The 11,901-nt window shown below is 34.0% G+C and carries 4 protein-coding genes and 1 tRNA gene; 2 read left to right on the forward strand and 3 right to left on the reverse strand.

The genetic code is table 11. From position 1 onward, the window contains the following. Positions 1 to 76 precede the first annotated feature (76 nt). Together rep and ACGH6P_RS01750 are read left to right on the forward strand one after the other, a co-directional pair. A complete protein-coding gene (rep, locus tag ACGH6P_RS01745) occupies positions 77 to 2,092 on the forward strand; it encodes a DNA helicase Rep (protein ID WP_411596564.1) in 2,016 nt (671 codons plus the stop codon). 298 nt (positions 2,093 to 2,390) lie between these two features. After that, positions 2,391 to 2,467: transfer RNA gene (locus ACGH6P_RS01750), tRNA-Arg, on the forward strand. A gap of 1,424 nt (positions 2,468 to 3,891) precedes the next feature. Here the strand turns inward: ACGH6P_RS01750 and ACGH6P_RS01755 are convergent. The 3 genes from ACGH6P_RS01755 to ACGH6P_RS01765 form a co-directional block, all read right to left on the reverse strand. Next, complete coding sequence (locus ACGH6P_RS01755; protein ID WP_411596565.1) at positions 3,892 to 4,752, reverse strand: DUF4868 domain-containing protein; 861 nt, start codon at positions 4,750 to 4,752, stop codon at positions 3,892 to 3,894. Between the two features lie 734 nt (positions 4,753 to 5,486). Then, entirely contained in the window at positions 5,487 to 6,161 is a 675-nt protein-coding gene (locus ACGH6P_RS01760) for a helix-turn-helix transcriptional regulator (protein WP_267380607.1), read from the reverse strand. A gap of 765 nt (positions 6,162 to 6,926) precedes the next feature. Further along, positions 6,927 to 11,870 (reverse strand): DNA repair ATPase, encoded by a 4,944-nt coding sequence (locus tag ACGH6P_RS01765; RefSeq protein ID WP_411596566.1) that lies wholly within the window; start codon positions 11,868 to 11,870, stop codon positions 6,927 to 6,929. Positions 11,871 to 11,901 lie beyond the last annotated feature (31 nt).

Genomic DNA, 11,901 nt, shown 5'->3' on the forward strand with positions numbered 1-11,901 from the left:
AAAAATTAAGCGTAATTGCAGGTGACAAGCAAATCGTTATATACTATTAAGCCATTTTCATGAAGGTCTAAATTCTGTGCGGTTAAATACAAGTCAGCAACAAGCTGTTGAATATGTTTCTGGCCCTTGCCTGGTCTTAGCCGGTGCAGGTTCGGGAAAAACACGGGTTATAATAAACAAAATTGCTTACTTAATTCGTGTTAAGGAATATTTGCCACGCCACATTGTTGCTGTGACCTTTACCAACAAAGCCGCGCGTGAAATGAAAGAGCGTATTGCTCAATCACTCAGCAAACAAGAGGCAAGAGGGCTTAAAATCTCGACTTTTCATACACTGGGTTTGGATATCGTTCGTCGAGAATATAAACATCTTGGCATTAAAGCTAACTTTTCTTTATTTGATGATCATGATCAAACTGCATTACTCAAAGAACTGACTCAACAATGGTTAGATGGCGATAAAGATCTCATTAACCAACTACGTTCAACTATTTCGAATTGGAAAAATGATATTGTCGACTCAACCATAGCCATGGCTAGAGCGCAAACCAATAAAGAAAAATTATTTGCTCATTGTTATCAGCTTTATGAAAAACAATTAAAAGCTTGCAGTATCTTGGATTTTGATGATCTTATCTTATTGCCTACCTTATTATTAAAAAATAATGAAGAAGTTCGAGAAAAATGGCAAAATCGAGTTCGTTATCTTCTCATTGATGAATATCAAGATACTAATACCAGTCAATATGAATTCATTAAATTATTAGTCGGTAATCGAGCCAAATTTACTGTTGTAGGCGATGATGATCAATCGATCTACTCATGGCGAGGAGCCCGCCCTAAAAATTTAGTTTTACTCCAACAAGATTTTCCTAATCTAGAAGTTATAAAACTCGAACAAAATTATCGATCTTCCGGGCGAATTTTAAAAGTTGCCAATATTTTAATTGAAAATAATCCCCATATATTTGAAAAAAAATTATTTTCAGAACTAGGTTATGGTGAACAGCTTAAAGTTATCTCTGCCGATAGTGAAGAGTCCGAAGCGGAAAAGGTGATCAATGATTTAATTGGTCATCGATTTGCGAATAACAGCCAATATGGTCAATATGCAATTTTATATCGTGGAAATCATCAAGCCAGATTGATCGAAAAAATGTTAATGCAATACCGGATCCCTTATCGAATTTCGGGGGGCACTTCCTTTTTTGCTCGAACTGAAATTAAAGATCTCATGGCCTACCTGCGATTATTGACAAATCCCAATGACGATAATGCGTTCATACGAATTATCAACACGCCAAAACGTGAAATAGGGCCAGTCACGATCCAAAAACTAGGGGAATGGGCAAATCATCGAGCTGTCAGTTTATATCAAGCAAGTCATGATATGGGACTTACGGAAGTATTATCTGGCAAACGAATGGAAACGCTACAACTCTTTATTCATTGGTTTGATTCACTAATTCAAAAATCCCATAATGAACCCATGGAAGCCATTCACGAGTTACTGCATGGAATCCATTATGAAAGTTGGATTTATGAAACATCGCCTTCACCAACCGCAGGACAAATGCGAATGCGCAATGTAGAGCAATTAATCAGTTGGTTAAATGATATGTTACAAGGTGATGACATTGACGAAGGCATGACACTTGAACAAGCCGTAGCAAGGTTTACCTTACGGGATATGCTAGAACGCAACGAATCCGAAGAAGAGCTCGATCAAGTTCAGCTTATGACGCTTCATGCATCTAAAGGATTAGAATTCCCTTATGTTTATTTGGTCGGCATGTCTGAAGGCGTTTTACCGCATCAAAACAGTATTGATGAGGACAATATAGAAGAGGAGCGTCGTCTTGCTTATGTTGGCATTACCCGAGCACAACAAGAACTCACTTTTTCCTTTAGTCGTCAACGCAAACAATTTGGCGAAACAGTTTACGTAGAGCCAAGCCGTTTTTTGCTGGAACTTCCTCAAGATGATCTCAATTGGACAGATGAACGAACAAAATTATCCCCTGAGAAGAATATGCAACAAGGACAAAGTAGACTTGCTATGTTAAAAGCGCAGATAGCCAATGCTAAATAAATATCAATTACAATTAAACTTGATTCGAAAAAATTTAAAAACAGGCGGAAAAAAGCAGATAGAAATTTAAAATTAAAATTTCCAAATAGAAAATGTTTAAGTGATCGATAGAAGTTAAATAAAACCGATAAACAGATAACCTACAAATACCGTTATAACGATTAGCAAATATAGACAAATAAAACGATAAATTGATGATATTTTGATAATCTAAGCAGACAAACGACTAAAAATCATTGACGGATCGAAATAGCTTTATATAATACACAGCGTTAAATCAACAAATCAATGATAACATGTCTCCTTAGCTCAGCTGGATAGAGCAACGGCCTTCTAAGCCGTAGGTCACAGGTTCGAATCCTGTAGGGGACGCCATTTCATCAATGACTCAAGACGACCGACCACGATTAAATCCCATTGATACTTGATTTTTAGAATTTTTAACACGATCTAATATGATTCTATAGGATTGACAACACCAATCTATTAACGGTGTCGTTACGGTATATTCTAATTCAGCAACAAAAAAATACTGTAAATAGGCTAATTGTAAAAGCCATTGAATCTGCAAAACCTAGGATAAACATCCAGTAGAACAAGCCAAATAATCCACCTAAATTCACCACGTATGTGCAAAGTAAGGTGAAAATTAATTTCGCAGTTTATTAACTCATAAACTTTCTAAAACCTATCTTTGATTTTCACATTAACAAAATTTTTTTAGTCATAATCATCTCTAAAAAAGCCCTCAAAAGAAGGCAAAGTATATAAGATGCTCGTCTTTTCGAGCTATCAGTATTCATAAATTCACCCGTAAATAATTTTGTGAATAATGTATTTGGCTGTATAGTGTGCTTTATTTATACACGAGAAACTGATATGAATATATTTAAGAGATTAGTGAAAGGCGATCTAGGCCTAGCTGTAACTTTTTGGGTGTTCGGTGTTTTATTTAGTGTGATTCTAATTGTAATTTATTTTGCAATTACTTCTATTTTCAACGCATATCACGTTCCAACATTGCTTAGAATTAGCGTAATCTTATTTATCTATTCAATTAATTTTTTAAATTCGATTCTGGTTCTTGTTGGTTTATTTAATCTATTAAAAAATAATGGCGTTACTTATTGGAGAGTGATAGCTTTGGTTGTCTGGTTATGCGCGACAGCATATTCAGTCTATGATGACAGCTGCGACATACTACATTTAGTTACGCAGTAGCCTTACAACCGTTTACATCTGTATTTTTAACCTGTAAACACACTGAAGTGTTATAAATCGATACAAACAATTACAAAAGTTCCCTAATTATTAGGTCATCCGTTAAGGTGGGGTGACCAACATCAATTCTGTTCAAATTAGATATCTCTCACTGAAGGGCATTTATTTTGAATATTATCTAGACCATTCAGCCTGTGTGGTGGTTTACTTTCACAGTTTATCATGTCACCCTTCACTAAGCGGGATCAGCAAACAGTAATCGCCTCTAATCACTGGTTACTGCATAATCGTAGTAATTTATTTACTAAAGAACTTGGTCTCTCTCGAGGTTGAGGCTAGAAGTGATTACGTTGCTTAACCAATTGTACTGTTGATAATTATTCTCAAAATTGTTGTGTGATCATATTATGTCCTAATTAGCTATTTTAATCTTTTTAACTTGTTTTGATGTGCGCACATTATAAAATATAATATTATTTGCCTATTTTTAACAAACACAATACTTTAAAATTTAGGGCAATATTAGATGTTAAAAAATTCTCAAAAAATTGCGCTGGTACAATTAAATAGTTATCTGTTTATATTGGTCTTTTGGAGTTTGATTTATATGTTTGTTTTGACATACCTGACTTGAAAATGTCTTCATTTAAAAAGCTTAAAAGTAGTTTTATCTCTTTTTTATCTGTAGGCATTACTATTTTTTCTTCACCATTATCAATGGTTGTTTTTAAAGTAAAGCCCACTTGTTTAGCATATTTTTTTATATTTGAAATAGATTGTGTCATTGTCTTAATTTTGCTTATTAAAGCTACTTTTGTTAAAATTTCGGTATCAGATATTCTTATAATATCAAATCCGGGATCTGTATAGAATTTATCATTAGCAACGAATGTTTTAAGCTCTTCCTCTGTGGCTTCTCTAAAATATTTGTTCATATTAAATATTTTTCTTAAATTCTGAAATGATTTGAAACGGATTTTATCTTCAATTACTACACCAGCTAATTTATCGGGTAAATTAAATCCAATAGAATTAGATAATTCAAAAACGTTGTTTGAAAAAAATAAAGTTTTATTTACATTTAAAACTTGTTTTTTGTCAAAATTTTGTAAAATTATAGTTTTTGAATCACCTGCAAAAAGGCATTTAATATTGTCTGCAGAATGTGTTTTGTGATTAAATTCTGATGCTGTCTTTTCTCCAGAAGTATACTGAAATAATTCATGACAGTCTGTAAAATTATTTATTGTAAATATTTCAGATTGGCTAGGTGAGTAACCTGCACAATATTCTATCTCACGATTATAATGAGAGTTAAAAACGCTTAACTGCTGATTTAATATATCTGTTACTTTTTTTTGGGTATCAGCCGACATATTTATCATTAATACACCAGTTGCAACGTTGTCATTCATAATTGCAAATAATGAGTACACCATATTAATTTCCTTTTTCATCGTAATAAATGTAAATATAATTAGTTATTTTTTTTAGATTAATTGATTTTTTTGGATCTATCGATATTAAAGTATTTCTTGATAATAAAACAAACCCTACACCGTTAGGATCTTGAGCTTCATAAAATTTATAACCAAATAATGATAACAGTGGATTGAAATTGTATGATTCAGAAAAAAGTGTGTATCCAATCAGGCATAAGAAGAAAAAAATAGTCATGCTTGTATTTTGAAAAATGGATTCTGAACCAAGTAAAGGAAATACATAAGCTATAAAGTAATTAGTAATTTCTTTGTTAGCTGGTGTAACAGATGTAATTTTTTTTTTAATATCTGTACATAATTATTTATTAAAAAAATAATTAGGATACCTAGAAAACAAATTAAAATTCCTACAGAAAGCGATATAAATAATAAATAGTAATTATTATTCATAAATCCAATGAACGATACCGTAAAACAAACGGGAGCTATTGAACTACCTGTTAAAATTAATCTTAAGACATAATTAATCATATTTACCTCAATAATTTCAGTGTATGTATACAGCGTATCATTTTATTTATGTTTTATTTTTATTCCCAAATAACTTTAGGTGGAATTAGAACTATTTTATAAATATTATGTACTATAATATTACTTGCTATTTTCTTCTTTAGTTATCAAATATAAAATTATGGTTATCTCTTTTCTTCTAAAAAAAACCGTCAATTCGGTTATCCATGCTTCCTCAATAACATGGATTGGCTTAACATAACCTTTCCATGTATATAAAGTTGATCAATCTCATCTTCGCTAATATCCCATTCTTTGTATTTTTTATTATCGGATATTACAATAAGTTTGTTCTTGATTTTTTGAAGACGTTTTACGTATAGACACTGTCCAAAAGTAAAAACATAAATGCCATCACCGATGAATTCCTTCTTTGAGACATCGACATAAATAGCATCACCACTATCGAATGTTCCCTGCATCGAATCACTGGCTATATTAATAATTTTCAAATCACTAGCATTAATACCCTTAAATATTATTTTTGCTTGATCTAAATCATATTTAACCAATTTAATAACTTGCATAACATCAGAATCAATATAACCTTTACCTGAATAAGAAGTAATATCTAAAACTTCGATGTAAAAATTATCGTCATTGAATTCGTTCGGGGTGATGTTTTCTGAAGCAGAACCATCGGAATTTATAATGATTTTATTAATTTCCAATGTTTTCATTATTGAGCTGATTATATCGGTATCTGGTTTTCGTCTACCCGACAACCAGTGAGCAATACTACCTTGGGTAACATTTAATTTTTCAGCCAAACTCTCCTGAGTTTCACCTAACATTCTCATTTTATTTTTTACTATATTTTGCCATGTGTTAAGCATAAAACTTCTCCTTAACTTAAATTATTACAGTTTGTTTTTAATAGACAACTAACAAAATGTAATATTTTTGATCAAATTAAATTACATTATGTAATATTATCAATGAGTTGTTATTAAGCAACAGAATTTAAAAATTAAAGCAAATAGTCATCATGTCATATGCTTAAACGATAAAATTTGTTTTTTGAAAGTTCATATTTTGTATTTTGAAAACGAGATAGGTATTTAATCAATATTTCTAAATGTTGATTAGAAATTTTGTGACGTTTAAATTAATGATTTTGTTTTTACTAATCCAACTCATTGCGTGTTTTGAAGAGCAATATATTGCTTCAACGGAAGATGGAACTTACCCTGAATTATGATCAATTCGTTCAATATATTGGACATTTGATAATCACTTAAAAATTGCGAGAAATTTATTATTCTGTGACAACATTAATTAATTAAGGATTCATGCATGATGCGAAAAATTTTACTCGTTTATATCAATATATGATGATAGAACAGTTAGTTTTAAAATTAATATTATATTCTTTGGTGAATTATTAATTAAAGAATAAAGATCCTTATTCACCTGAATTAAAAATGAATATTTATGTGTCTTCTGAATTAATGAATTTGATGTTATTAAGTTAAACATCTTGATTATTGTCTGGTTTAATTGTTTATCAATTTTGTTTTAACCTAACTGAATAATCATGGTCATCATTTTCTAAGAAAAAGCGGAAAATTAATTTCCGCTTTTTTAATAAAATAACCAGTTTATAACTTTAATGCTTGAACACTTTGTACTAAGTCAGCTAGTTGGGTAACAATTTGGTTACCGGTATTCGCTTCGTCACCACCTAGTGTTTTATTGCGCATAAAGTCAGCTTTGATTTGTTGCCAACGTTTAGTTTGTTCTTTTGTTAACACCCCTCGAATTTCAGCAAGTTTAAGCAGATTTTCTTCAGCGCCGTTGGTCAGCAGTTGTGCCTCGCCCAAGTAGTGATCTTCAATAATTTGATTGAGTTCTTCATCATTCATTACGGAAGAAACTTTTTCGGCTAATTTGTTCATGTTTCGATAACTACCTTGTAACTTGAACGGCGGTTCTGTTCGGTACTTATCGGATTGCGCTGCGCTAATAATGTATTGCTGATTGACTTTAAAGACTACTTCTCGAATTTTCAGTAAATGACGCAGTACAGCGATAATTTCGCTAATTTCCGCTTGGCTATAGGCATAGCTAAGTTCGTTGGTGTTAAGCGGTTTTCCTTGCGCATGGTCGATAAACTGATATAGGTCATTAAGATCACGTAGTGCCAATGGCGATAATATTGGATTTGATGTTAAGCAGTTTTCAATGTAACTTGATGCAAACACTTCATCCATGCCACCTAAAACTTCACCTAAGTTATAAATATCTGCACGGTTGGCTAACATGTCAGGGATTTTGAAAACTTCACCCGATTCGGTATAAGGGTTTCCAGCCATAATGACACAGAATTTTTTACCCCGAAGGTCATAGGTTTTGGTTTTTTCTTTCCATACCCCTTCAATACGACGAGAACCATCACATAACGAAATAAATTTTTGTAAAAATTCTGGGTTAGTGTGTTGAATATCGTCAATATAAAGCATGACGTTATTACCCATTTCGAGCGCTAAATTGAGTTTTTCAAGTTCTTGTCGCGCGGTGGCATTTGGCGCTTGATGTGGATCGAATGATAATACGCTGTGTCCTAGTGCCGGGCCGTTAATTTTCATAAATATTAAGCCAAGTCGATTAGCCACATATTCCATTAAGGTTGTTTTACCGTAACCTGGTGGCGAGATAAGTAGTAATAACCCCATTAAGTCAGTACGGCGACTTTCACCGACAGTGCCCATTTGTTTTGCTAAATTGTCCCCAATGATTGGTAAATAAACTTGGTTGATCAGTTTATTACGCACAAATGAACTGAGTGGTTTAGCTTTGAATTCTTCAAGATGTAATTGCTCACGTTGTTCATCCAGCACTTCTTGACGCAGGCTTTGGTAATGTTGGAATTGCGGTATAACGACACGTGATTGTTTACGCATGCGACTAAAGAAGTCATCAAGATTGATTTGTAACACCCCTTGTGTAATTGAAGGGTGTTCACCTAATAAATCATTGACGGTGATATCCAGTTCAATTTCGCTGATTGCTAAAGTGATGTTACTTTCTTTATCCAACATGCATAGTAAAGTGGCTTCGGCGATGTATTCACTCAATTTTTGATATTGGGGTAGGGTACAAAGCCCTTTAAACCAACTTTCAATAAGATTCCAACGGTCAGCCAGTCGTTTTTTAAGATTTAATTGCGATTGGTTAAAATCACTCCACATATGGGATTCTTCTAATCGAGTGTTTAATCCTTCATATAAATAATGGCTATATTTGCTTAACGTAAATTGTTGTGGAATTTCAGCTAAGACATAGCTTAAGTATTCGCTTGCCTGTTTAATATGGTAAGGTTCATGGTCGATAGGCTGTTTTTGTAAAAATTGAGTAAGTTCAACCGATATTTCGTGTTGTAGATTTTTTAATCCTTCTTCATGTCCGAATAATGCTTGTATATCCTTACACGTTTTGGCACGTTCTGGCCATAATCTGACGATATCATTTTTTTGATTGTGATACCAAAATAGTATCGCTAAGCTACGTGCTAATGGATTGTATCTAAGTAGTTTGGCGGCTTCACCAAGTGGAACAATTTTCGATAATATTTTTACCGCATCGTGATCATGTATCCCTTTTTCATAACCTTCTCGATAGCGTAAGGCAGCGTAGTCACGTACCGTTTTATTTAGAATTTCGGGTTGATTAAGTTGGCTGATTAAATCTTCATAACTTAAATTATGTTCTTTTTTTAATGCCGAGTTGATGATCGAATAGGCAAGATACTCTGCTCGATAGACAGTAGGGGATTCAGATTCAAGCGAGATAGTCCAAAAAGGTTGATAACTTTCTAATTTTGGATGGACTATTTTTTCTTGGTAATCGGTACCTGTTAATTGTAAGTAAAGATGATGTTCTTTGGGTACAATGGTAAGGTCAAGTTCTTGTGTATTGACGCTAAATTTATGTCTTGGCCCTAATTTAATGACATTTCCACCCGATTCAAAGATTTCGGATTTGTCACGTAAAGAACGTATTGCTTGATCTCTGGCACTTTTGAAGCGTGATTCAATATCATCAGCTTTGACATTATCAAAAAGTGCACGTAATTTTTCGACTATTTCACGAATTTTCAGCGCTAAAGGATCGGCAACAAAAAAGGCATTGAGTTCGTTTTGATCTGAAAATTTAGCGGTTCGTCTTGGAATACTGTCTAAAATTCTGTCAGCAGCAGTGAGTAGCGATTCGGTTCGTCTTGTTCGATCTTCAAGTAATGCTTGTTTGTGCGTTTCGAATGATTCTAAGATTTCTTCACGTTTTGCCAGTATGTCATTTAAAAATTCTTCACTTTCGCTAAACTGATTTTCCAGTTCTTCAAGTTGAACTAATAGCCTTGATAGTTCATCGTCACATTTTTCTGGCGTGGTGGCTAAGCTTAATGCACTGGCAATACTTTGACTGAATAGTTTGAATTGCGCACCAAATTGCGCCACCATTTCAACGCTGGATAGATTTTTCCGTTTTTGGTTAATGCGTGCTTTGGTTTGATTGAGTTTGGCATAAACTTCGGCGATCGATTCAATGATTTTGGTTTGTAGTGTTACGTCATCAAATTTTAATGATGCCATTAATTGTGAAAGCATATCTAAGTTTTCAGACATTTGGTCAGCGGTTTTTATCGGTTCGATAAGCTTGGCGACTGTGTCCGCTTTAGTAAGATACTTTTCAATTTCATCTATTTGTGTGATAAACGGTTCAAGGGCTTTGTCACTGCCTAAAAATTCGGCTGTCGCTAATGATACGATAGATTGGCGTTCTTTTAAGGCTTTTTCCATTATGTCCATCTGATTCAAATCAATATAACGGTAGGTTCTTAATGTCACTAAACTACCTAACTGCATTTTTATCGCATTTAGCGCATCGACATATTCTTGTGTTTCTTGCCAGCTGTCGGGATAGAGTTTGGCTAATAAGTCTTGTTGGTTTGAAATCGCTTCACGCATGGCGCTTTCAGATTGTCGGCGTATGCTTTCCACTTTTTCATATTCATCTATCACTAATTCACTCGTTTGTATAATGTTACGTAGTACAGGCGTAAAAGATAGATTTTTCTCGTCGTTGAGCCAAAAATAGCTGTCAAATAACCGTTTTGTGTCTTCACTTAGTTTGCTGTATAGTTGGGATGAAACCGATTGGTTATCAATTTCACGTGCAATAAAGTAAAGATCTGAAATCCCTCTGACCAGTTCCGCATTACCAATCTTGCCTAAAAAACTGTTGTTAGTTGGTTGTGTTGCTGCAAATTCGTCACTATAAAAGGGGGTTTGCCAAATTTGCATTGGATGAACACGAGTCGGGTCATTATTTTCACCTTCAAATACCACCATTCGACCGTCTTCAAACACTGCATAACCATGACCTAAAATTGGATTATCAAGTTTTCGTTCGATCATATTGTAGTTAAATAGTGCTAAACGACCAGAACTCGGATCATAAAATATGTAAAGGACATCTTCGCCATTGGGTGAACGTCTGATACGTCTAAATCGCATACCCGACATGGATTGATCGAAAGTTTTATATTCCCCATTTTGTAGATAATATCCACCAGGAAAGATTACACCATGATCTTCCGGTAGCTGAATACAGGCTTGTCCAATAAAATCGATGCGTTGGGCTTTTTGAGTGAGGGTGTTATAGATTAAATAGCGCCAGTTTTCTTCGCGATACGGTAAAACTTTTAGCAAAATTAAGGATCCGACTTTTGCGTATTCAATTTTGGCATCGTTAATGGATTGATTTTTGTCGAGTACTTCTTCACTGTAGATTCCCAGCCCGTCATTGGTGTTGTTTTCACATTTTATGGTTAAGTCACCGCCAATGGTTTCAACAAAGACTGTATCTAAAATATTTACATGCGGGAATCGTCCATTGACGATATTGTCACGTGTGGTTTCAATCCATTCAAAATCGTAAGCTGGTGGTAGCGCTATATCACGTTCACCACGATTATCGATGTAATCAATAGTTTTTTTGTCACTTGAAATTGACCAACGAAATACACGAATGTCACTGACTCGCTCACCAATTTGGAAACTGGCAAGTAGCTTTCCATCTCGTTCAACTAATTGGAGTAATTGTGCATTTTTATAATAGGTGTAGAGTTCATTAAAATCTTGAACAAAGCGATCAATATTTAAAAAGGTATTGGATAGATCAACCGAATCGGCTTCGTAATTGCCATCTCGTTCTACAAGTTGATAAAGCGAAAATACGTCTTCGATTTTGGTCTCTTTTTTTAATCCTAGAAAGACGTTGTAACCAAAAAGTAACCAATCACCAAATCGAACGATGTCTCTGGCGATACAGTTATTTTCAGTTCTGATGCGAATACGTCCGATAATTGACATGTCACTTTTGCCAAATTCGGTCAGTCGTTGTTGGTTTAAGGCTTCGGTTTTTTGGTTTAGTTCTTGTCCTAGCGAAGTCAAACGTTTACGAAGGATTTCATAAGCACCGCCTTCGGCGACCGCTTTATCGAGTGTTGTTTGTTGTTCGTTTTCTTGTTCTATTTCTGCCATTTTTAACTCTTGATCATTATCCAGAAAGGCG

The sequence above is a fragment of the Gilliamella sp. CG25 genome (assembly GCF_046635705.1).
GTDB classification, from domain to species: domain Bacteria; phylum Pseudomonadota; class Gammaproteobacteria; order Enterobacterales; family Orbaceae; genus Gilliamella; species Gilliamella apicola_I.

Coding starts and splice junctions, on each gene's coding strand:
- ACGH6P_RS01755 (WP_411596565.1), bottom strand. CDS start 4,752: ATGGTGTACTCATTATTTGCAATTATGAATGACAACGTTGCAACTGGT.
- ACGH6P_RS01765 (WP_411596566.1), bottom strand. CDS start 11,870: ATGGCAGAAATAGAACAAGAAAACGAACAACAAACAACACTCGATAAA.
- ACGH6P_RS01760 (WP_267380607.1), bottom strand. CDS start 6,161: ATGCTTAACACATGGCAAAATATAGTAAAAAATAAAATGAGAATGTTA.